At 61.4% G+C, this 20,972-nt stretch carries 23 protein-coding genes; 12 read left to right on the top strand and 11 right to left on the bottom strand.

From position 1 onward, the window contains the following. Positions 1-121: 121 nt before the first annotated feature. Positions 122-1,249: an IS256 family transposase gene (locus MchiMG62_RS05320; RefSeq protein ID WP_221056709.1), complete on the bottom strand. Its 1,128-nt coding sequence runs from the start codon at positions 1,247-1,249 to the stop codon at positions 122-124. Positions 1,250-1,753: 504 nt separating this feature from the next. On the opposite strand from MchiMG62_RS05320, the gene MchiMG62_RS05325 reads away from it, so the two are divergent. Then, positions 1,754-3,514: a dipeptidase gene (locus MchiMG62_RS05325; RefSeq protein WP_244987814.1), complete on the top strand. Its 1,761-nt coding sequence runs from the start codon at positions 1,754-1,756 to the stop codon at positions 3,512-3,514. Positions 3,515-3,593: 79 nt separating this feature from the next. Beyond that, positions 3,594-4,361: a dienelactone hydrolase family protein gene (locus MchiMG62_RS05330; RefSeq protein ID WP_221058214.1), complete on the top strand. Its 768-nt coding sequence runs from the start codon at positions 3,594-3,596 to the stop codon at positions 4,359-4,361. A 73-nt stretch (positions 4,362-4,434) separates the two neighbouring features. Here the strand turns inward: MchiMG62_RS05330 and MchiMG62_RS05335 are convergent, their stop codons facing one another. From MchiMG62_RS05335 to MchiMG62_RS05345, 3 genes are read right to left on the bottom strand one after another with little or no spacing between them, the layout of a single operon-like run. Continuing rightward, positions 4,435-5,205: a DUF169 domain-containing protein gene (locus MchiMG62_RS05335; RefSeq protein WP_221058215.1), complete on the bottom strand. Its 771-nt coding sequence runs from the start codon at positions 5,203-5,205 to the stop codon at positions 4,435-4,437. A gap of 49 nt (positions 5,206-5,254) precedes the next feature. Continuing rightward, positions 5,255-6,463 carry an aldo/keto reductase gene (locus tag MchiMG62_RS05340; RefSeq protein WP_221058217.1) on the bottom strand — a complete coding sequence of 403 codons (1,209 nt, stop codon included), beginning with the start codon at positions 6,461-6,463 and terminating at the stop codon, positions 5,255-5,257. A 40-nt stretch (positions 6,464-6,503) separates the two neighbouring features. Then, positions 6,504-7,124, bottom strand: coding sequence for a TetR/AcrR family transcriptional regulator (locus MchiMG62_RS05345; RefSeq protein ID WP_244987815.1), 621 nt, complete (start codon positions 7,122-7,124; stop codon positions 6,504-6,506). 75 nt (positions 7,125-7,199) lie between these two features. Between MchiMG62_RS05345 and MchiMG62_RS05350 the strand changes: the two genes are divergently transcribed. The 7 genes from MchiMG62_RS05350 to MchiMG62_RS05380 all read left to right on the top strand — a co-directional run bounded on the left by MchiMG62_RS05350 (position 7,200) and on the right by MchiMG62_RS05380 (position 11,954). Further along, complete coding sequence (locus tag MchiMG62_RS05350; RefSeq protein ID WP_221058219.1) at positions 7,200-7,646, top strand: hypothetical protein; 447 nt, start codon at positions 7,200-7,202, stop codon at positions 7,644-7,646. Then, positions 7,646-8,404 (top strand): hypothetical protein, encoded by a 759-nt coding sequence (locus tag MchiMG62_RS05355; protein WP_221058221.1) that lies wholly within the window; start codon positions 7,646-7,648, stop codon positions 8,402-8,404. The genes MchiMG62_RS05350 and MchiMG62_RS05355 overlap by 1 nt, the downstream gene beginning before the upstream one ends. 127 nt (positions 8,405-8,531) lie before the next feature. Beyond that, the gene (locus MchiMG62_RS05360) at positions 8,532-9,140 is read left to right on the top strand and encodes a DUF1673 family protein (protein WP_221058222.1); all 609 of its coding nucleotides are present in this window, start codon (positions 8,532-8,534) and stop codon (positions 9,138-9,140) included. After that, positions 9,131-9,829, top strand: coding sequence for a DUF1673 family protein (locus MchiMG62_RS05365; RefSeq protein ID WP_221058223.1), 699 nt, complete (start codon positions 9,131-9,133; stop codon positions 9,827-9,829). Before MchiMG62_RS05360 ends, MchiMG62_RS05365 begins: the two co-directional genes overlap by 10 nt. Continuing rightward, on the top strand, positions 9,826-10,305 hold the full coding sequence (locus MchiMG62_RS05370) for a DUF1673 domain-containing protein (protein WP_221058224.1): 480 nt from the start codon (positions 9,826-9,828) through the stop codon (positions 10,303-10,305). Before MchiMG62_RS05365 ends, MchiMG62_RS05370 begins: the two co-directional genes overlap by 4 nt. Continuing rightward, positions 10,302-11,042 (top strand): DUF1673 domain-containing protein, encoded by a 741-nt coding sequence (locus tag MchiMG62_RS05375; RefSeq protein ID WP_221058225.1) that lies wholly within the window; start codon positions 10,302-10,304, stop codon positions 11,040-11,042. Before MchiMG62_RS05370 ends, MchiMG62_RS05375 begins: the two co-directional genes overlap by 4 nt. A 96-nt stretch (positions 11,043-11,138) precedes the next feature. Continuing rightward, positions 11,139-11,954, top strand: coding sequence for an ABC transporter ATP-binding protein (locus tag MchiMG62_RS05380; RefSeq protein ID WP_221058226.1), 816 nt, complete (start codon positions 11,139-11,141; stop codon positions 11,952-11,954). 47 nt (positions 11,955-12,001) lie between these two features. On the opposite strand, the gene MchiMG62_RS05385 is transcribed toward MchiMG62_RS05380, so the two are convergent. Further along, the gene (locus tag MchiMG62_RS05385; protein ID WP_221058663.1) at positions 12,002-12,307 is read right to left on the bottom strand and encodes a prolyl oligopeptidase family serine peptidase; all 306 of its coding nucleotides are present in this window, start codon (positions 12,305-12,307) and stop codon (positions 12,002-12,004) included. A 165-nt stretch (positions 12,308-12,472) separates the two neighbouring features. Between MchiMG62_RS05385 and MchiMG62_RS05390 the strand changes: the two genes are divergently transcribed. Continuing rightward, positions 12,473-12,892 (top strand): pyridoxamine 5'-phosphate oxidase family protein, encoded by a 420-nt coding sequence (locus MchiMG62_RS05390; protein WP_221058227.1) that lies wholly within the window; start codon positions 12,473-12,475, stop codon positions 12,890-12,892. An 18-nt stretch (positions 12,893-12,910) separates the two neighbouring features. On the opposite strand, the gene MchiMG62_RS05395 is transcribed toward MchiMG62_RS05390, so the two are convergent. From MchiMG62_RS05395 to MchiMG62_RS05410, 4 genes are read right to left on the bottom strand one after another with little or no spacing between them, the layout of a single operon-like run. Further along, positions 12,911-13,663, bottom strand: coding sequence for an ABC transporter permease (locus MchiMG62_RS05395; RefSeq protein ID WP_221058228.1), 753 nt, complete (start codon positions 13,661-13,663; stop codon positions 12,911-12,913). Continuing rightward, positions 13,647-14,618 (bottom strand): ABC transporter ATP-binding protein, encoded by a 972-nt coding sequence (locus MchiMG62_RS05400; protein WP_221058229.1) that lies wholly within the window; start codon positions 14,616-14,618, stop codon positions 13,647-13,649. Before MchiMG62_RS05400 ends, MchiMG62_RS05395 begins: the two co-directional genes overlap by 17 nt. A gap of 20 nt (positions 14,619-14,638) precedes the next feature. Next, positions 14,639-15,610 (bottom strand): ATP-dependent 6-phosphofructokinase, encoded by a 972-nt coding sequence (locus tag MchiMG62_RS05405; protein WP_221058230.1) that lies wholly within the window; start codon positions 15,608-15,610, stop codon positions 14,639-14,641. Continuing rightward, positions 15,607-16,818: a phosphoglycerate kinase gene (locus MchiMG62_RS05410; protein ID WP_221058231.1), complete on the bottom strand. Its 1,212-nt coding sequence runs from the start codon at positions 16,816-16,818 to the stop codon at positions 15,607-15,609. Before MchiMG62_RS05410 ends, MchiMG62_RS05405 begins: the two co-directional genes overlap by 4 nt. A 714-nt stretch (positions 16,819-17,532) precedes the next feature. On the opposite strand from MchiMG62_RS05410, the gene MchiMG62_RS05415 reads away from it, so the two are divergent. Next, positions 17,533-18,555, top strand: coding sequence for a PIG-L family deacetylase (locus tag MchiMG62_RS05415; protein ID WP_221058232.1), 1,023 nt, complete (start codon positions 17,533-17,535; stop codon positions 18,553-18,555). A 417-nt stretch (positions 18,556-18,972) separates the two neighbouring features. On the opposite strand, the gene MchiMG62_RS05420 is transcribed toward MchiMG62_RS05415, so the two are convergent. Together MchiMG62_RS05420 and MchiMG62_RS05425 are read right to left on the bottom strand one after the other, a co-directional pair. Further along, positions 18,973-19,362 carry a PRC-barrel domain-containing protein gene (locus tag MchiMG62_RS05420; protein WP_244987816.1) on the bottom strand — a complete coding sequence of 130 codons (390 nt, stop codon included), beginning with the start codon at positions 19,360-19,362 and terminating at the stop codon, positions 18,973-18,975. Between the two features lie 76 nt (positions 19,363-19,438). Beyond that, a complete protein-coding gene (locus MchiMG62_RS05425; protein WP_425331898.1) occupies positions 19,439-19,699 on the bottom strand; it encodes a ChaB family protein in 261 nt (86 codons plus the stop codon). Between the two features lie 161 nt (positions 19,700-19,860). Between MchiMG62_RS05425 and MchiMG62_RS05430 the strand changes: the two genes are divergently transcribed. Then, on the top strand, positions 19,861-20,970 hold the full coding sequence (locus MchiMG62_RS05430; RefSeq protein ID WP_221058233.1) for a TIGR04013 family B12-binding domain/radical SAM domain-containing protein: 1,110 nt from the start codon (positions 19,861-19,863) through the stop codon (positions 20,968-20,970). Positions 20,971-20,972 lie beyond the last annotated feature (2 nt).

Genomic DNA, 20,972 nt, shown 5'->3' on the forward strand with positions numbered 1-20,972 from the left:
TAAGACACGCTGTCGAGCGAACCGGGAGCGTGGGGAGGTTATCACCGGCAGCCCGGAGCGGTTTACTCTGGTAACGTCTCAGATCTTCTGTAATTTGCCTGAGCCCTGTCTCCTTGTCTGATCATTCCTTCTCCATCGTCAAATACCTTCTGCCGGTGACCCACTCCTCGTTGATGTCCATCAGGATAGATCCGACCAGCCGGAGAAGGGATTCCTCGTTCGGGAACACGCCTACAACCTTGGTTCTCCGTTTCAGTTCCCTATTGACCCGCTCCACCATGTTCGTCGTTCTGAGCCGTTTCCCGTGCGGTTTTGGGAATGCCGTGTAACTCATAAGCCCGGGGAGGAATCGTTCGATGGTGTTGGCTGCTTTCCGGTACCCCCTGGCATTCAGGTCATCAGCGAGATCTTGAAGCCTTTGTTCACTTCCATAGGCCTCCTTCAGGCCTTCTACAACCTCTTTCTGGTGTTTCCGAGGAATATTCCTCAAGACAGCTCGGGTACAATGAACCTGACACATCTGCCAGGATGCACCGAGGAAGGCGGCTTCAGCCGCCTTCTGGATGCCGGTATGCCCATCCGAGACGACCAGTTGAACCCCGGTGAGTCCCCGTTCGTTGAGCTCCTCGAACATTCCTGACCAGAATTCTTCGTTCTCACAATCCGTGATTCTTGCGCCCAGGATCTCCCGGTAGCCGTCATCCCGGACGCCGGCGACCACCAGGACCGCTTTGGTGACGTATCGTGCTCCGTCCCGGATTTTGTAGTAGGAGGCATCCACGAAGAGGTATGGGATAGCCTGTTCGATCGGCCGCAGGAAGAATGCCTGCACCTGGTCGTCGAGGTTCTTGGCCATCCGGGAGACCGAAGCCGGGGAGAGCTGGTCGATCCCCAGATGACTGACGATCTCCTGGATCTTTCTCGTCGAAACTCCCTGGAGGTAGGATTCGACAATTGCGTTCACCAGAGCTTTCTCCACCCGGGCATAGCGCCCGAAGACCTGTGTCTCGAACGGGAACTCCCGGAACTGCGGTTTCCGGAGGATCGTCTCCCCGTATCGGGTCTTGAGGGATCGGTCCTTGTAACCGTTTCGATGCGCTTTCCGCGCATCGGTGCGTTCGTACTGGGCGGCTCCTGCCTGCTGGAGGGCCTCTGCGAGCATCACCTGGTTGAGGAACCAGGTGATGAGCGTCTTCATGCCGTTCTCCTGATCGGAAAGATAATCTTCGATTAACGCTAAGGGATCCATGGCCCTGTTTCTCCTTTGTCCAAATCTAGGTTGGATCCAGGGCCAATTCAATTTTACAGAACTTTCGTTACGCTACCTTTACTCTCTCGAGCGCTCCCGGTGCCGGCCTTATTGTGGGCTGATCCGGCGACGTTCCGGGTAGAACGCTTGAATGGAATTGGACCCCTATCCGTGAACCGGTTTTAGGATACCTCTGCAATTAACCTTTGGCATTTGGTACCTGCAAAGGCACAAGAAGGCCGGACTATACTCCTTTTTGTCTCCTGACGCCCTTCATTCGGTTCGTGCCTCCATAAACCGCCGGCAGGAACCGTCAGGCCGAGAGCAGGCGCCGGGAGGGTGGTGCGTGAATAACATTCAGTCTAGGTGGGCATTTTTCCCGAAAGTGGCGTCGAATACGACAATAAATTCGCTATGTTTTTCTACCCGGGTCGCCTTTTTTCCTTCATGCGAATACGTATCGGTACGACTCATTTTCTTCAAAATTGCCTCTGTCTCTTCGCCGTGCTTCTTCTGGTTTCAAATGCAGCGGCATGCACCGTCTTTGCGATAACCCCCGGCGCATCCGAAGACGGGTCGATGTACGTCGGGCATACGAACGACGGTGTCGGGAAAGACTGGAGGAACATCGACGACATCAGCATACTCTACGTTCCAGCGGCCGACCATGCTCCCGGAGAGAAGAGGCCGGTCTTCTTCGATCCCGACAGCGGTTCGGATGCGGCGGGAGGCGCGAGCGCCGGTGATTCGCGCCTGGTTCTCGGGCATATCGACCAGGTGCCGCACACCTACGCCTATTACACCGGCTCGTACGGCATGATGAACGAACACCAGCTCCTCTCCGCCGAGTGTACCGACTACGCGAAAGCCGAGTTCGATGCAGCCGAAGGAAAGCGGATCTTCTACTCCTCGGAGCTCTCGAACGTGGCGCTCGAGCGGTGCACGAAAGCGCGGGAGGCGGTCGAGCTGGTCGGCGGTCTGATCGACACCTACGGCTACTATGGAACCGGCGAGACGCTCGTCTTCGCCGACCCACAGGAGGCATGGGTCATCGAGATCTGCTCGAGCCTCGATGAGGCGGACGGCGGGGGTCTCTGGGTTGCAGAGAAGATCCCCGACGGAGAGGTCTTCGTCGCGGCAAACGAGTTCAGGATCCGCGAGGTCGTTCCCGGGAACCCCGACCAGATCTACTCGAAGGATCTCTTCACTAAACTCGACGAGGGCGGCGTGTGGTCGCCTGCGGACGGCCCCCTCGACTGGCTCGAGGCCGTCAGCTACGGCGAGTATGCGCATCCCTATTACTCGCTGATGCGGGTCTGGCGTATCCAGGACCGGCTTGCCCCGTCGCTCAACCTGAGCCCGTACGTCGAGAACTCGTACACGAAGGCGTACCCGTTCACCATCGCGCCCGACGAGAAGGTCAACCTGACCGGAGCGTTCTCGCTCTTCCGGGATCACTACGAGGGAACCGAATTCGACCTATCGAGCGGTGGGACCGCAGGGCCGTTCGGGAACCCATACCGCTACCTGGGGCCCGCCGACGCCCACACCAATTTCCAGAACGGATCGTACATGGAGGTCCGTCCCGGGGCGAATCCGCGGCCGATCTCGGAGATCTTCTGCAGTTACAGTTACGTCGCTCAAGCACGCTCGTCCCTCCCCGACCCGGTGGGAGGCGTGCTCTGGTTCGGTCCGGCGGTCGCGTACGAGACGGTCTATGCGCCGATCTACGCGGGCTCGACGAACGTATCAGCCGCGTACGCAGCTGGCGACCGGTCGACATATGATAGCAGTACCGCCTACTGGACGTTCGACTTTGTGACGAACTGGGCCATGCTTCGCTACGACGCGATGATCGACGAAATCAACGAAAAACAGGGCGAACTCGAGGCCGAGTCGATCGTCCTCGTGCAGGAGACCGACAGAAAGGCGGCCGACCTCATCGCCGCCGGCGACGATGAAGGGGCGCTACGTCTCCTCACGGACTTCACCGTCACGCGGGGCGACGAGATCATCGAGGAATGGCACGATCTGTCGGGCACGCTGATCGTCACGTACTCGAACGGCCTCATAACCGACCCGACGACGGAGGCGGTCGAGGAGCCCGGGTACCCGGCATGGTGGCTGAACGAGACCGGGTACCAGTACGGGCCGCGGATCTACGAACTGGATGAGCTCCGCGCGACCGGCGGGCTGAACTACACCGAGAGCAGCGTCTGGGTCCCGAAGAACGCAACGTTTGCGGATATCCGGGAACTCATCTGACCACTTTTTTTGCCGAACGGGCGTCACCGTTATATGACGCGAGCAGGATTGGGGTGCACCCTGGAACGGGGGGAAACCTATGAGATATGTGTTCCTGCTTGCAGCGGTCGTATCCCTGCTCCTTCTCGTCGGCGGTGTGGGCGCCGCCGACATCGGGACTGCTGGGATGCGGAACGGAACGACGGTGAAGATCCAGAGCGGGGACCGGAGTTATCCGGCTTACATCACGACGCCCGAGGACGGCGGCCCGTATCCGGCTGTGGTGCTGCTCCACTCCTTCAACGGCCTGGAGCCCGGCTATCAGGTCATGGCCGACCGCCTGGCGACGGAGGGGTTCGTCGTCATCGTCCCCGAGTGGCAGACCTTCGGGGAGGCGCCGGAGGACAACGTGACGGAGGCGCTGGTCCGGGATACGGTCGCGTATCTCGCGACCCGGCCGGAAGTGAATGAGAGCAGCATCGGCCTGACGGGATTCTGCGCCGGCGGGCGCTACACGATGCTCTTCCTGCCCCGGATCGAGGAGTTCAGTGCGGGTGTCGCCTGGTACGGCTTCCCCTACTCCGGCGGGCAGGCGAACGGGACTCCCCCGGCGGAGTTCATCGAGAACATCACCGACCCGATGCTGATCATCCACGGCACGGCGGACGAGGCGAGCCCGGTGGCCGACATCTACCGTTACGCGACCGAGCTCGATGCGGCCGGGAAGTACTTCGAGCTCAAGGTCTACCAGGGCGAACCGCACGGGTTCATGATCGGCGAGGGCGGGCAGCTCGCGGAGACGCCCGTCGCGGAGAGCGCATATCAGGAGATGGTGGGGTTCTTTAACCAGCGACTGGTGGGCGCGTAAGCGCCCAGCAGGAGCTGGAGAAAATGCGCAGCATTTTCGACCGGACGCTCGGGTGATTCTCGCCACCCAAATTTTAAGGCGAATGCAGTTTGCTGCTCCGGTCTATCTTCTTCATCACCTTCTCCCACGAGTCTGTGATGAGGAAACTCTCCTCCATGAAGCCGACCACCTTCTCAAACATCTTCATGGGAAAGGCCATCGTCAGGATGTCCAGCGGGACGCAGGGCCGTGCCGAGGGGTCGAACAGCCCGAGCACCGCTCGTGGGTTCTCGCTCTGCTGTTCGAGCCACGGATAGTAGAAGATCGAGCTGCACCCGGCGCCGAAGGGGCAGACGGCCCCGTTTGGGTCTGAGCGGTCGAAGTTTGCAAGCGTGAAGAGGCCGGAGAGCACCTCGGGCCGCGCGAAGAAGACGACGGCGTCCGGGTTGTCCGCGTCCGTGAGGTTGTCCCAGCGCTTGAAGACGATCTCCTTACCTTTCGTCGGTATCCGGGCGGTCCCCCGGTCGAGTTCGTCGACGATCTCCGGCGTCTGCTTGTAGCGCTCCCCCTCCATCTCGCCGGGTTTCCCGGTGGAGAGGAAGTAGCGGAAGTCGGGGAACCGCTCGGCGTCGTAGCCGAGGTAGAACCTCCCCCCGCGGCACCCGATCGACTCTTCGGAGAAGGCGAGGCTTCTGCCGTTCCGTACCTTCGTAAGGTCGCAGACGAAGCACCTCCAGCCCTTCGGGGCGGAGGCCTCCTCCACCCCGTCGGTCACACCCCCGACCTCGAAGGCGATCGGGAGGTCCGTCCCCGGGAAGTAGTTCTCGTGGAGTCGCGTGTAGGCGTCGCGCAGTGCTGTGTCCATATGGCCCTGTTCCGGGGCGGTGGGGATTAATATTCTGATCCGTGCCGCTTCAGGATTTCCTCAGCGTGTTCCAGCGCATGAGCCTGAGGGCGTATTCCGTCACGCTCCCGATGATCCGGGCGCCGACGGTCTCATACTCCCTCGCAACCTCCGCGAGGTGCTCCGGGATGGGGAGATGCTGCGGGCATACCTTCACGCATCTGCCGCAGTTTTTGCACAACGACGCATACGCCGGTTCCGCTCCGTCCATCTTCCCTCCGATACGGAATTGATACATCACCTTCGACGGGAGCGTTCCCCCGCCGGTATTGTAGGCCTCGAAACATCCGGGGATGTTCACGCCCGCCGGACAGGGCATGCAGTACCGGCACCCGGTGCAGCCCACCCGGTTCAGGCTGCGGTAAGCCTCTGCCGCCCGGCCGACGATCTCAAGTTCCTTCTCGGTGAGAGAGTTCGGGCGGGCTTCGCCAGCGATCCGGATGTTCTCCTCGATATGCTGCTCGTCGTTCATCCCCGAGAGGACCACCGTGACCTCGGGGTGGTTCCAGACCCACCGGAGCCCCCATTCGGCCGGAGTCCTCTTCACGTCGGCCTCGTCCCAGACGGCCCGCACCTGCGCCGGCGGGTCCCTCGCGAGGTAGCCGCCCCGGAGCGGCTCCATGATGACGACGCCGAGCCCCTTTGAAGCCGCATACATGAGCCCCTCGGTCCCCGCCTGGTTCGTCTCGTCGAGGTAGTTATACTGGATCTGGCAGAAGTCCCAGTCGTAGCCGTCGACGATCTCCTTGAAGGCCTCGACGCCGCAGTGGGACGAGAAACCCGCGTTCACAATGCGGCCGTTCGCCTTTGCCGCATCGAGGAACCCGGCGACCCCGAGGTCGTTCATCTTCCTCCAGCCTTCGCAGCTCGTGAGGCTGTGGATCAGGTAGTAATCGATATGGTCCGTCTTTAAGGTCCTGAGCTGGAGATCGAGCATCCTGTCCATATCCTCGCGGGATTTAATGAGCATATGCGGCAGTTTCGTCGCCAGTTTGACCTTTTCCCGGTAGCCGTCGGCGAGCGCCCGGCCGAGGAGTTGTTCGCTCCCCGGGTACATCAACGCGGTGTCGAGGTAGTTCACCCCGTGGTCGACGGCGTACCGGATCTGCCGTATCGCCCGTTCTTCATCGATGCCCATACCCTTCGTCGGCAGCCTCATGCAGCCGAAGCCCAGTACCGAGAGTTCGTCGCCGGTCTTCTCCATCTTCCGATACAGCATGGTCAGTACCTCCTCTCCTCTCTCAAAGAACCGCTATCCGTCATTCTCCCGTCAACCCTCCTGCCGATCTCCTCCGCCATCCGGTTCTTGACGAGGTCATCCCGAAAAGATCCTGAACGTTCCACACTCCCTGATCGGAACACTCACCTCCGAGGTTTCTCCCCTCTGAACGATATCCCGGGCAAGGGGGGTGAAACGGCTTCCCATCGGGTATCGCCACTCGGTGGAGGGTCCGGGGAGGTGCGACCGGAGGGAGTTTGAGCACCGCAAGGTGCGAGCGGGTGTCCCCCTCCCGGCAAAGAGGTTTTGGGACAACTTCGATATCAAAGTAGGCGAAGTTGATGAGTTCCTCTTTCGTCGGGAAGTAGTGAAAGAGCGTCCCGTTTGAGATGCCGGCCTCGCGCGCGATGAGCGACGTCGGGGTGCCGTGAAATCCCCTCTCCGTGAAGAGCCGGACGGCAGTAGCGACGATGGCGGTCTTTTTTCTGTCCCTGTCCTCGGTCATACGGGCCTCGCGGGTGTGACCGGTCGTTCTGGAGTGACCACTCATTCCAACGATCTTCAGGGCATTATGGCTTTCTTTTCGTGCGGTTTCATACACGATTCGGATTGCCTCCATGAGCGGAGAGGGTAGGAGAGGTACACCGATCTCCCCGGGCACGTGGGCGGCCCTGCAGGAGAGTTAGCGGTGAAACAAATCGAAATGTATATATCGTCAACCTATGAATGTTGACGCATGCCTATCCCCTTAAACGACAGGCAGTTTGCGTTCTGGCGCCTCCGCCGCACCGGCCTCCCGAATGTCCAGATCGCGGACCGCTTCAAGATATCCCGCCAGGCGGTCTCGAAGGCGCTGCTTGCCATGGACCGGAAGGTCGAGGAGACGCTTCTTTCGATGGCGCAGGCGAACCAGATCGAGATCGAGCGCCTGAACGCAGAGATTGGCGTCCTCTTCGGCCGCTCCGTCCCGTTTGACGCCGCAGCCATCGTCTTCGTATCGGCGGACCACGGGGTGCAGGTCTGGTACGAGCACGAGGGCGACTGCGGCGCGTGCCAGCGATACACCCGGTGCATCGAGCTCCTCTGGGGCTACGCGGACGAACTGGGGATTACGCTTGAAAAGACCGACGATCCGACCCGCATGGCCGACGAACTCTTTGCGAAACTCCGGGAGATGGTGTGATGCCGCTCATGGAGACGATGCGGGAGTACCTCGGATGGTGTCCCGCGGAGGGGCAGGCGCACCGGCAGATGCAGCCGGGGTCCGGCATGCGCGGGGACACTCCACATGACGGCCGGCGACGGGTCGGCGGTATAAACATGGAGATCGATTCAATCGCCAAAGAGGAACTCTGGCGCTCAACTGCAGTCTTCTGGATCTTGGTCATCATCACTGCTTTCGTCATCACAGCCGGCTATCTCCCAATACCGGCATTTCTGTTGTTTCCCCTGCCACTGGCGATCACTGCAGTAGTCTTCTGCATCGTGGTGTGGTACAGGCGAAAAGAGCATTTGACCGATCCCAATCCTGTGAGTATCCTCCACCACGCTCTCGGGTTAAGAAACAGAGAGAAGAAAACGAAGCGGAGAGGAGCTGCCATCGAGAAAGCGTTCGATGCCGCCCTTCTCGCTATAATCTTCCTAATCTACCTCTACGCATCCCTTGCGTACTCTATCAGCCAGATCTACTGGCTTCCCGTCCTTATCGTCATCAGCCTGTTCCTGGCCCGCATTGTCTTCACCGACGGTGAGGTTCAACGCGTCACCGTTGCGCGGTCATTTGTCTTCTACCTCATAGTAGCCATGGTTTTTCTTCTGCGCTACCTAGCATTGGGGTATCCCATTATCCCCCTCCTCCAGGCATTCGTGCTTATTGGTATCGTTTCTTTTCCCATACTCTACATCTGGGAACGGCGACGCGCACCGGAGGGAACAGATTGATGATAACTCGTGGAGCGATGGATCTGGTCTGCACACCCGTCCGGGAGATATTCGGGGTGGAGATCAGCAGTGAACCCACTTTGAGGGAAATGATAGCGGGCAGACAAAGAATCCTGGAGATGATGTTATGACTCTCATGGAGACGATACGGGCGTATCTTGGGTGGTGTCCCATGCAGGCGTCGATGCGGAGGGATCTAACGGTGCTGCCGGTTACGGCCGTAGCGGCGGGCGGGAAGGACTGTGTCCCCCGGACCGAATCTGGATGGTGGCACCGCTACCACAACCGGCTGCTCGTCGCGGCAGTGGCCTTCTCGGCGGCGGCAGCTACGGCCTTTCTCCTGATCGAGGACGCTCCGGAGTACCCGGAGGTCTGGATGGGCCTTGCCATTGGGGTGGGATTTACCCTCGGTTTCCTGGCCGGTCACCGGAGGCAGTATGCACAGGTTGTTGCCGGTGAGTTCATCGAGGCCAACATGACTAAAAGGCAGCGCATCGTCCGGCGTCTGAGCACGCCGGCGGCCGCCGTTATTCTCGCCGGCTTTATAGCGTATTTTGCCCTGGGCCGCACTTTCGGCCCGATTCTCGGGTTCATGTTGGGTCTGAGCCTTGCTGGCTGGGCCCAGTACGGCATCACGCTCCTCTGGGAGTGGCGGCACCGGACTACCCTGATCGCGGAGAAGGGGTCGATGTATGCCCTGGATGCGGTAGCGGAGGGTGAACCTGTATGCCTGTGAAGTTCTCCGAGACGATACGCCGGTGGATGGGCTGGTGCCCGAACGCGGCAGCTGCCGGCACCGTCCGGCGCCGGTATGCCGCGCCGGAGGGCGAGGTCGGTACGGCGGCGAGAGAGGGCAGCCAGAAGGTGGTGGAGGGTGCACTGGTGGATTACGGCCCGATCGGCACTCCGGCAATCTACCTCATTCTGCCTGTTGCTGGCGCTCTGCTCATCGGCTGCCTCGCTGTGACAGCCCCTGCAGGGCGCCTTATCCTGCTGGGTGTCATACTGGCTTTCTCCGGTGTGGAACTGTACAGTGTCATACGAAGAGCCCGCGTCGAGATCTCTTCGGAGGCGATCACCATCAGGCGGCCGCTCTTTCGTCCCATCGTCATCCCGAAAGATGCCGTCGTGAAGGCGGAGGTGGGAGAGAACAAACTCCCTGTCCCATCATGGCTCCTTGCGACGGCACTGGCGCCCCTTCTCGTATCGGCGGCCGCCGGTATATACTTTGGATGGGATAACCCGACCTCCATGCGGTTCATTTTCGGGCTTGGCGGCGCTATCTTCTTCCCCGTGATCATCTACCGCACCTACGTGCGGACACGGTACCCGCGAACCCTGACGATAACGACGCCGAAGAGGATCGCCGCAGTCTACACGGACGACCCCGAACGGATAGCCCAAACACTGGGGGTAGCCGGATGACGGTCGTTATGGAGTATATCCGGAAGAAGCTCGGCTGGTGCCCGAACGCCGACGCCGTCAGACCCGTCCGGCGCACGAGCGCGGAAGCGGGCTACGGGGATGCGTGGCAGAGAAAGAAGCCGGAGCCAGACCCCGGCCCGGAGCCGGCCGGCACCGCAGGCGGCGATCGGAGCGGCTACCAGGACAACATGCTGCTGATCCTCATTGCCCTGGCCTGGCTCCTCCCGGTCGTTTACGACCGTGAGTTCCTCCCGATCCTCATCCTCCTCTCCGCCGTCGCCGTGTATTACGACGCGCAGAGTGTCCGTGCCGGGGAGAAGTTCGAGAAGGAGACGCTTTTTGGCGATATCGTCACCTGGCAGCCGCTGACCTGGGGAGCGGCGACGCTTGTCGGGGGGATCATCATCATGGCGATCTATCTCTTCCACCGGAAAGAGATCTACCGCGCAAACGTCGGCGGGGAGGCATCCGCATGACGATGAAGTTCGCTGAAGCGATACGCCGGTGGATGGGCTGGTGCTCGAACGCCGCCGCCGGAGCCTGCCGGCGGCGGTACGCCGCGCTGGAGGGTGAGGTCGGGTTCGAAGCCGCTAAAGGCGGCAGCCGGGAGGTGGTGGAGGACGTGTTCGTGGAGTACACCAGTCCTCGCTTCTTTGTGCTGATGCCGTTCTCCGTCCTCACCTTCCTCTCCCTCTTCGTGATATCCGTTCTGATCCCCTCCCTGTGGCCCGCTCTCACCTTTACCTTCCTGGCCGTCTCCCTTCTGGCGTGGGCTGCATGGCGCATCTACTTCGATCCGTACCGGACCGCGATCGAGTTCTCCGGGAACTCCGTCACCATCCGGAGATCGCATACCGGGCCGCTTGTCTTCGGAAAGGACACGATCCGGTCGGTCGAGGTGAAACGACCCTACCTCTCTATACCCCGCTGGGTGTCCGCACTGCTCCTTGTACTCATGACTGCAGCGATATTCTTTGCCGGCGTAGGGAACTGGTTGATGCGCTACCCGGGCGACCCGGCCGCTGATCCCTATCTTGGCTTTCAGGTTCTCCTGGCGGTCGGCTGGATGGTGTTTATACTGGAGTCGCTCTATCGCGCCCTTCTCAGTCTGCGGTATCCCGGCCACGTCAGAGTGAGGCTCGAGCCCGCCGGTTTCCTCCATATCTACACGGACGACCCGGAGAGAGTTGCGGCGCTGCTTGGTTCCCCGTGATGACGGAGCATACCTTTTGAAGAGAACCGTCCAATATACAGAGCGATATCCGATGAGATCCCTGCATCGCAGACCCCACCCAACGGAGCAGGCGGCATGACCGATAGCACCGCCGACGCTCAACAGTCACCGCCGCTCGTCGAGTTCCGAAACGTCAGCGTCGTCCGGGACGGCCACAGACTCCTCGACCGGGTATCGCTCACGATCCGGGAGGGAGAGCATATCGCCATCCTCGGCCCGAACGGGGCCGGGAAGTCCTCGCTCATCCGGGCGATCACTCGCGAGTACTACCCCTCCTCGCCGGGCCCGGAGACTGTCTTCCGATTCCGGGGGCAGGATACGTGGGACGCCTTTGACCTCCGGTCGCACATCGGGCTTGTCTCCGGCGACCTCCAGCAGACCTTCGTCCGCAGGATATCCGGCCGCGAGGTCGTCCTCTCGGGGTTCTTCTCGAGCATCGGCCTCTTCCTCTCCCACGAGGTGACCCCTGGAATGGAGCAGAAGACCGACGAGATCCTCGAGTTTCTCGAGGTCGCCCACCTCGCCGACCGCCCGATGACGGAGATCTCCTCTGGCGAGGGTCGCAGGCTCCTGATCGGGCGGGCTCTTGTCCACAACCCCGGCACCCTTGTCCTCGACGAGCCCACGAACAGCCTCGATCTCCACGCGCTTCACACCTTCCGCAAAACCCTCCGAAAGATCGCACGGTCGGGCACCGGCATCATCCTCGTGACCCACAACCTCCACGACATCATCCCCGAGATCTCCCGGGTCGTCCTGATGCGGGACGGCGCCGTCCGGATGGACGGCCCAAAGGCGGAAGTCCTGACCGACGAGGCCATCGGCGACCTCTTCCGCGTCCCGGTTCGCGTCCGGGAGGAGGGCGGCTACTACTACGCAACGGGGTATTAACGGCCCCGGAGATGGCCGTTCGTGCCATACGATGGCCGATTGACCCCTCACGTTGCGGCATTCCCCGTCCACCGGTCCATCCAGTCGAGGCTGGTCGAGTGCCAGAAGATGTTGTTCCGCGGCTTTAACACCCAGTGGTTCTCATCGGGGATGTAGAGGAGCTGACCTGGGATGCCCTTCTTCTGGAGGGCGGTGAAGGCGGCAAGACTCTGCGTATCCGGCACCTGGTAGTCCTGTCTCCCCTGGATCACGAGCATGGGCGTCGTCCAGTTCTCGATATGATCTACCGGATTATGGCGGTTGTAGCCGTCCGGGTTGGACCGTGGGGTGCCGTTGAACTCCCACTCCGGTATCCCGGGGAGTTCCGGCTCGCCTTCCGGGAATTCAGGCTCTCGATCGGCCTCTTGGGGGCCGGGGGAACCCGGGCCTCTCCCGGCGGCCTATGGGGCTCGTGCGGCCCATACCCATATCTATTTAGGACAGGACGATTAGTTCTGGTTCAGAGGAGGAATGTATCTATGGTATCTAAATTGATGGACTACTTCAACAAACAACCGAGGCTCGGTGTGCTCAGCACCGCAAACAAAGAAGGAAAGATCGATGCGGCGGTCTTTGGGTCGCCGATGATGGTCGACGAGAAGACCGTCGTGATGGGGCTCGGGAATAACCGCACGTTTGCCTACCTGCAGGAGAATCCCAATGCCGTCTTCACGATCATGGAGCAGGGAGCGACGCTTGCGGACTGGAAGGGCCTCCGGGTCTACCTGAAAATGAAGAACTACGCGACCTCCGGAGAGACGCTGGAGACCTACCGGAGGCAGATCGCCGCGGCCGCGGGTGAGGATGCGGCGGCGATGATCCATGCCTCGGTGACGTTCGAGGTCGGCGAGGTGCGGCCCCTCATCGATATGGGCCAGGGCTGGGAGAAGTCCGTCTAACCCGGGAACCTGCACGGCCTACTCCCGTGACCTCCGGTAGAGGAAGACCCCCGCGACCTGGAAGACGATGATCGCCAGCACCAGGGCAACGGTATCGACGCCCGGGCCGAAGCGGGTCGTCCCGTCGAACGCAAACTGTATCAAGTCGTGAGCGTAGGTGAGAGGGGAGAGGAGCGCGATGCTCTGCCCCCATGCCGGCATGCTCGCGTAGGGGATGAAGACCCCGCTGATGAAGAGGAGGGGCAGGCGGACGAGGTTCAAGAGCGACATTACCTCGCCTACGTTCTCCGTGCGGTAGGCGGCAAAGAGTGTGCCCATCATCGAGAAGCAGAGGGAGGTGAACGCGAGCGCGACGAGAAGCGCCACGATGTGGATAATCTCAGCATGGAAGGCAACCAGGCCAACGCCAGTTGTGGCGACGCCGATCGCAGATGCGAATATTGCCCCGCTCAGGCTCGACCCTAGGACAATCGCCTGAACAGACACCGGAGCGGCGAGGAGGCGGTCGAAGGTCTTCGTCCTCCGCTCGATAGGGATGGAAACCGGCTCGATGGAGGAGGCGCTGAAGAGGAGGGTGATGGCGAGGAGACCCGGGAGCAGGGTTCCCGGGGGAGCGTTCCTCCCTATGGCGAAGGCGAGGAACATAACGAACGGAAAGAGCAGGCTGGATACCAGGATAGAAGGTTTGAGGTAATAGATCTTCATGTCCTTGCGTGCTATCGCCCACGCTGCACCGATGTCGCATGAGACCCGCTCAAACCACCCCGGCATCGGTTCCCCTCGCCTCCTTCTTCATGCCGACGGAGAGCCCGGTGAGGCGGATGAAGACCTCCTCCAGGCTCGGCCCGAGGGTGGTGACGCTGATTGGGCGCAGGTTTTGCTCTTTTGCAAACACGCAGAGGGAACCGAGGACGTCCGGGGGGTCCGCGGTGTAGAGCCGGAACTTGTCCCCCTCTTTCCTGACGTCGCTGACCTGCGGGAGCCTTTCAAGCGCCTCGAGGAGACCGGGCCTCGTGGCATCGAAGGAGATCTCGACCGACTGGAGACTCTCAAAGGTCTGCTTCAGCTTCTCCGGCGCGTCGATCGCCGCAATCGTCCCTCTATTGATAATGGCGACCCGGTCGCAGGAGACGTTTGCCTCCTCGATGTCGTGGGTCGTCAGGAAGATGGTGACGTTCTTCTGGGCGAGGTCCTGGACGACGTCCCTGATGAGCCGCCGGCTCTGGACGTCAAGCCCGGACGTGGGTTCATCGAGGAAGAGGATCCTTGGACTGTTCACGAGCCCCATGGCAAGCGTCAGGCGGCGTTTCATCCCCTTCGAGAACCCTTCCGCGGGCTCGTGACGCCGCTCGTAGAGGCCGAAGGTCTCAAGGAGGTCCCGGGCCCTCCTCTCAATCTCAGCCTTCCTGAGGTGATAGAGCCGGCCGGTGAAGACGAGGTTATCCCGGGCGGAGAGTTCGTCGTAGACGTTTGACGTCTCGGAGACGACGCCCATCAGCCGTTTTGCGGCCAGGGTGTCGCGGACGATGTCGTGGCCGTGGATCAGGACACGGCCGCTTGTGATCCCGGTCATGCCGGTGAGCATCCTGATGGTGGTGGTCTTGCCCGCCCCGTTCGGGCCGAGGAACCCGAACGTCTCTCCTTCCCTCACCTTAAACCCGATTCCGTTCACGGCGACGTTGTCACCGAACCGTTTGGTGAGGTCGATCACTTCGATTGCATCCATGGGTATTCCGCTCACCCGCCCTATTCCGAGAGGAACGAAAATATCCGCAATAAGTTCTCGTCGAGGGGTTTCTTCTTCTGCCAGGTCTCTTCAAGCGAGGTGCATCGAAGGTCGCCGCCGATCTCTCCCACCATGCACCCGTTCCGGCCCTCAAGCAGCGCCTCGACGGCGGCGACACCGAGGAGGCTCCCGAGCACCCGGTCGCGCATCGTCGGCGGCCCGCCCCGCTGGAGGTGCCCGAGGACGACGACGCGGGGGTCGGCGTTGAGTTGCTTCCCGATCTCCCGGGCGATCTCAAAGGAGATACCCGGCGTCTTCCCCTCCGCCACCACCACGATTGCGCTCTTCTTCCCGGTGGTGAACCCCGCCCGTATGCGCTCGCTGATCCGGTCGATCGAGACCTCTTCTTCCGGGATGACCAGCTCCTCGGCGCCGCCGGCGATACCGCTCTCGAGTGCCAGGAACCCCGCCGTCCGCCCCATCACCTCGAGGAAGAAGAGGCGCTCGTGGGACCGGGCCGTGTCGCGGATGCGGTCGATCGCCTCGACCGCGCAGTTCGCCGCCGTGTCGAACCCGACACAGTAGTCGGTCCCGTAGACGTCGTTGTCGATGCTCCCCGGCACCCCCACGAGCGCTGCAGTATCCGCGTCGGCGGCAAGCAGGCTTGCGCCGTGAAACGTCCCCTCCCCCCCGATCAGGACCACGCCGTCAAGCCCCATCCGCTCGATGGCTGCCGCTGCCCGGAGCCTTCCCTCCCTCGTGTAGAAGTCGGGGTTCCGGGAGGTCTCAAGGATAGTGCCGCCCAGGTGGATGGTGTTCCGGATCGCCGCCCGGTCGAGCGACACCGCGTCGGCGGCGATGAGCCCGGTGTATCCCCGGCGTATCCCGGCGACAGCGAGGTCGTTCGCGAGCGCGGTCCGCACCGCCGCCCGGATACAGGCGTTCATACCCGGAGCGTCGCCGCCGCTTGTCAGGATACCGATCCGCTTCATGGCTCCTCCGCATCTTCGAGCACTTCCACGCCCGGAAGCGGCTTTCCCGCAAGCATAGTGAGCGCGGCCCCGCCGCCCGTCGAGACATGGGTCATCTCGTCGGCAAGTCCGAACCGCTGCACCGCATCCGTGGTCGAACCGCCGCCGATGACCGTGGTGCCGCGGAGGTTGGCGAGGGCCGCGGCGACCCGGCGGGTCCCCTCCGCAAACTCCGGGATCTCGAAGACCCCCATCGGGCCGTTCCAGACAACGGTTCGGGTACGCCCGAGTTCCCGGGAGAACTCGTCGGCAGCCTCAGGCCCGATATCGGCGATGATCCGGCCGTCCGGGATCTCCGTCGCGGGCACAACCCGGGTCGAAGCGCCCTCCTCCAGTCTCTCCGCGACGACGACGTCCCGGGGGAGGATGAGGCGGACGCCGCGTCTTTCTGCATTCTCCCCGACCCTTCTGACGTCGTCCAGGCGGTCGGTCTCGACGTGCGACGCACCGGTCGGGTAGCCCCGGCTCGCAAGGAACGTCGCCGCCATGCCCCCTCCGATGAGAAGGAGGTCCACCCGGGAGACGATGTTCTCGAGGACTTCCAGTTTGTCGCTCACCTTGGCGCCGCCGATAACGGCGGCAAACGGCCTCTCAGGGTTCTGCAGGATGCGCGTAAACGCGTCGACTTCCCTCTCCAGAAGGAGCCCGGCCACCGCCGGCAGGTGCTGCGGGACACCCACGACCGATGCGTGGGCCCGGTGCGAGGCGCCGAAGGCGTCGTTGACGTAGACCTCGGCAAGATCGGCGAGCTTCTCCGCAAAGGAGGGATTGTCAGCCCGCTCTTCCGGGTGGAACCGGAGGTTCTCGAGGAGGACGATATCCCCGTCGCTCATCGCCGCGACCGCGCTCTCCACCTCCGGCCCGATGCAGTCCCGGAGCGCGGCGACCGGCCGGTCGAGCAGTTCGGAGAGTCGGTTCGCCACGAGGGCAAGGCGTAACCGCTCAACGATCTCGCCTTTCGGCCGGTCAAGGTGGGAGCAGAGGATTACCCGCGCTCCCCGTTCGCAGAGGTAGCGTATCGTCGGCAGGCTGGCCCGGATGCGGGTGTCGTCGGCGATTGCTCCTTCCTCATCGAGCGGCACGTTGAAGTCGGCACGGACGAGGACCCGTTTCCCCGTCACGTCGATGTCCCGGATGGTTTTCTTCCGTCTTGGTATTACCTTCTGCATACCGGCACACCCCCGGAACGGTGGAGAGCGGCCGGGCGGTTCCGCCTCCCGGTCCGGCTTCCGGCCGTTCCCCGCAGAAGCACGGTGTTTCACTGGATGCATGCGTTGGCATATATAGTGTTCGCCACGGCATCCCGGGCGTGGGATCTCCGGTTACCCGGGCTTTGAACCCTTGTGGGCACTCTCAATCGCCCTGTTGCTGTGAATCCCGGCGTTGATCCCGACAGGCACACCCGGATGATAAGATCTTCCTGTGCTTTCTTCTGCGCCAGGCGAACGACTGACCATGGTTCTCGCCCGCTTTCCGGTTGGGGATACCTGCCATACCGAAGCACTGTGAATACGAAGCACCGTGAATACTACCGGACAGTCGCAGGCCCGCGGCCGGCCTGCTCTTCCTGAAGGTTTACCGTGCCATTCCGGGAGAGCGAGGTCGGCAAGCTGCTGTTGCCGGAGGACACCGGCCTGAAACGTCTACGATCGGCGGGACGTCTTTTGTTCTGCCGACCGTCAGACTCCCTTCCGGGTAAGGCCATCTTATGGTTCGAGTACTCGCAAAGGAAAATACGACCTTGTTCCAAGCGGGATTCCATTCGATGAGCATCATTTAACAGTAAAACGGTTCTACCCAGCCTCGCGCCAGCAAAGGTTCCAGAGAGGTCTCTGGAGGGGCCACCATAAATTTATCGTCTGACCGGCGCTCAAGGGTCGCTCATGATGAGACCGGTTTATCTCGCCGTTACCATCGCGATATTCCTCCTCACATTGCCGGCCGGGGTGAGCGCAATAGATACCGCGTTGGCCGTATACGTCGGAGCCCATCCTGATGATATCGATATCGGGATGTCAGGTTCGCTCTACAAGTACGATCTTAACAGGCATCCGATTCTCTGGATCGTTGTGACGGATGGAGGAGCTGATCGGCGCGAATACGGCCTTGAATCGGATGCCGCAAGAGCATGGGTAAAGGATGATGGAACGGATTCTAAAAATTGGGTTGCTCCCAACGGCCAGGTATTTAATAGAGGCTTCTATTCGAACGATCTCTCTAGAAAGAGGTGCGGGCTTAACGGCTCTTACCAACATGTGTTCCTCGATAACTCAAGTATGATACAGGAGTTCGATTGGAGATCCCGGGTCGATGCCCGGGTCGGCTCCGGCGTAGTTGAAAAAGTTCAAATGAGTTATCCTGATCCCTCGAATTCATCACAATCATATCTATATCCGGATGGAGGTCTCCATAACGGCACGATGAAGAACGTATACAGTGAAAAACTCGCAGAGGGCCTTGCGGAAACAATCTATCAGACGATTATCTCCGGGAACTATAGTAAAGACATGATTCTTATACACTCACACGCGCCGGTTCACATTGCGAGAAACTCCCACGAGCATCCGGATCACGAGATGACCGGAAACGCCGTTCTCGCAGCTATCGATCTTTTGGTTGTTAATTACGGTATCAAATCAGTTGATGCAACCTGGTACACTATTTATAATCCCATCCGCCCGGGGCTGGGTTATGTTCAAACAAAAGAGAATATCGTGAATTATAAAAACAGCAAATCGAACTTGGTTAAAACTGACTGGGAGACGGCATACAATGTCCAGATAGGACGAAAATTCTACTGGATCGAGTATCCGAACGATCCCGGGGATTTCGAGTATGTTGTACGTGAGGATTACCCAGCAAAGCAAAGCCAGTGGAATTTGTTTACATCGCGGAACTATGTGTAATGTCCTCTGCTATATCCGGGATTGCAGGTTTCCTCTGTTCGGAGGACCCTGACCCTCGGTGTAGCAATGGGCAGTTCGTGTTTCCGGCTTTTCTCTCTTATGGTGGCCACTATGCGTACCGGGCCTGCCCATATCTATTGTTATGCTGATCGCAGCCTCAAATTCACACCGGGGAGACTGGCCCATGGTGTCTCACCCGGAGGGCCGGTATCGGCAAATATGGGGCCTGGTCCGGTATTTCCCGACGTCATGCCCGCCTTAACCCGGCGTGGCGGCCGGACAGCCCCATGTGAAACAGGTCTTCCCTGCGCAGTCGTCTCCGGGGCCTCCCCATCTGCCTCGGAATATTATCAGCACCCGTGGGCCCGGTTCTGCATACGGGCCCGCGGCCGGTTGGTCCTTGCTCTTCCGGCAGGCTCACCGTTCGGAGCGACGCTCCCAGTAGGGGGTATACCCGTAGTGGCTGTACATCCCGGTGAGCCACCCGCGTTCAGCGGTCGTCGGCCAGTTGTCCTTGTCGAAGCCCGGCGCGTTCTCCAGCCGCTCTCTGGGCATGTCAAGGACGAAGGTGTCGTCGGTCGCGTTGTACCGCAGGGCCTCCCAGGGGACGGCGAAGAGTTTGTCGCCGAGCCCCAGGATCCCCCCGAACGAGAGGGCGGCATAAGCGATGCAGCCTTCGCTCGTATCGATCACGACATCCTTGATCGTCCCGAGATCCTCACCCTGCGGGTTCCTGACCGAATAATCCGCAATATCCTTCCCCCGTATAATATTCCGTGCCTGCATCTCTGTGGCAGTTCCTCTCATCTGCATCACGTCTCCACGATCGTGGAACGTCCTGTCCCACGGTAAGAGGGTGAATACAGGCCGGATTATTTAATTCTTATTGAAATATATTGGTGGCTGGATGTGTGGTGCCACAGGAGCGTTCTCCCGTGCGTGCGCCCGGAAGACAGGATTGCCCGGAGCACGATCGAATGTGTCGCCCCTCCTTTCTCCTCCACTCTCCGCCCGCCCCTTTCTCGTAGACCTGCTCCACCGCCGCCCAGGCGACTTTGTGGGCAACCTCCTCCTGCGAGTTTTTTTTGGTTTCGCCGCCCCGAAGGGCCGGCGTACTGCTCCCGGGCGCTGTTGAACGCTTCACGGTAGATATCCCGGCCGTGCCCGGGAAGCGCCTCTCTCACCAGCAGCGGCAGGTCGTCACCTTAATCGCGTGCCCAGAGAGATTGGTAGGATACATGCCGTGCAGACGGAACCGCCGGGAACCCCGGTGAGCGCAGGCTGCACGGCTGGAACACAGCAGATATGAAGGTCTACTGGCGACAGATCCCCCTGGCGAACAACACCTTCGCCGCGCTTACCGCAGCGTGCGAGGTGCACGGATACGACCTCGGGGCGGCGGACGGGCCGCGTCCCGACGTCACCCTCTATAGCCTGAACTCCATCAACGAGCGCGTGTATCGCGACGAGATCGCGGAGGCCGGCTGCGTAACGATCGTCGGCGGCCCCCACGCCTCCGCCTGCTACCGCGAGGTGGCGGAGTACGCCGACTACGTCGTCGTCGGGGAGGGAGAGTACACCCTCCCGGCGCTTCTCTCCGCCATCGAGGAAGGACGAGATCCTCCTCCCGGGGTCGCCACCGCCGCGGGTTACACACCCGCCCGCCACACCGTCCTCCTCGACGGCTACCCGCCCTTCTCGCAGATCAAGGGGTTCGTCGAGATCACCCGGGGGTGCCCGTTCTCCTGCGGTTACTGCCAGACACCGCGCCTCTTCGGGCGGTGCATGCGCCACCGCTCCATCGACGAGATCGCCCGTTACGCCTCGCGCTACCGGGATATCCGGTTCGTCACCCCGAACGCGTTCGCCTACGGCTCCGACGGCGTCCACCTCCGTCTCGACAGGGTCGAACGTCTCCTCCGGAGCCTCAAAGGCCGGGTCTACTTCGGCACCTTCCCCGGCGAGGTGCGCCCGGAGTGCGTCTCGCGGCAGTCCGTCGAGCTCGTCCTCGACCACTGCGCCAACACCCGCCTGCACTTCGGGGCGCAGTCGGGGAGCGATCGTGTGCTGCGCCGCCTTCATCGGGGGCATACCGTCGAGGACGTCGTCCGTGCCTTCGACCTCTGCCGGGAGCACGGCCTCGTTCCGGTCGTCGATTTCATCCTCGGGCTGCCGTTCGAGAGCGACGACGATCAGCGCGCGACGCTCGACCTCGTGAAGATGGTCGCCCGGGGCGGGAAGGCGCACATCCACTACTTCATGCCGCTTCCCGGGACTCCCCTTCAGGATGCCCGCCCCCGTCCGCTCCTTCCTGAGACGGAGAAGGTTCTCGGGAAACTCGCGCTCGACGGCAGAATAACCGGCTCGTGGATGGATCATGAGATAAGGTTTTTTAGACGCACTTCTCATCTATAGAG

This window comes from Methanoculleus chikugoensis (assembly GCF_019669965.1).
Lineage (GTDB): Archaea > Halobacteriota > Methanomicrobia > Methanomicrobiales > Methanoculleaceae > Methanoculleus > Methanoculleus chikugoensis.